This window comes from Psychrobacter sp. T6-1, assembly GCF_052258445.1.
In genome coordinates this window covers 1-751 of sequence record NZ_JBQQFC010000675.1, presented here as the reverse complement: position 1 = coordinate 751, position 751 = coordinate 1, and the positions used below count along the sequence as shown (strand labels likewise).

2 protein-coding genes are annotated in these 751 nt (G+C 46.5%); both read left to right on the top strand.

From position 1 onward, the window contains the following. Positions 1 to 450, top strand: a 450-nt coding sequence (locus ACTXGO_RS15340; RefSeq protein ID WP_459112943.1) for a pseudouridine synthase, incomplete at its 5' end; no start/stop codon positions are given. An 80-nt stretch (positions 451 to 530) separates the two neighbouring features. Then, positions 531 to 751: SRPBCC family protein (locus tag ACTXGO_RS15335; protein ID WP_459112942.1), on the top strand; the 221-nt coding region annotated here is incomplete at its 3' end.

Below are 751 nucleotides of genomic sequence, written 5' to 3'. Positions count from 1 at the left end.
CAGGGGCTGAACCGTCAAATCCGCCGTATGTGTGAGCATTTTGGCTATGACGTCGTCAAGCTTGAGCGTACGCGAATTATGAATGTCAGCCTCAAGGGTATTCCCGTTGGCGACTGGCGAGATCTGACCGAAAAAGAGTTATCTGTATTGCTTAAATCTATTGGAGAGTCGTCTTCAGAAGATAGCAATGCAGGTAAAAAGTCTCGCAACGGCCCACGAAAAAAATCTCGTAGCAATACATCAAAATCGGCTTCTAAATCAACGGGCGCCGCAAAAGATAATAAACATTCTAAAGAGGGCGCTAGAAACCCTAAGGGTTCAAAGGGTAGGGATGGGCGTCCTACTGGTCGCGGCAAGCCTTCAGGCGGCAAGGGCAAACCTGCTGGCAATAGCAACGGAAATGGTCAGCGTCCTGCTAAAGGCCGAGGGTCTAAGCGCTCTTCACGATAATTAGTTTTTGAAGTGTGGTTGCTTAATTAAGTTTTAAAATAACAATAAGCGGAATAATTTACCCCTAACGAGATAACACTATGTTTAAAATAAAAGTAGAACGTATCGTCAAAAAACCGATTAACGACGTGTTTGAAGCACTCAGCGACCATGCTGGTTATGGGTCATTCAAAGCGGTTGGGGCTGCTAAGCTAGTAACAACAGGGGATGAGGAGCGCAATGGCGTCGGCGCTTTACGCGTGATTCAAACCGGGCCTGTTAAATTTTGGGAGCGAATCAAGGCATTTGAGCGTCCTACTCA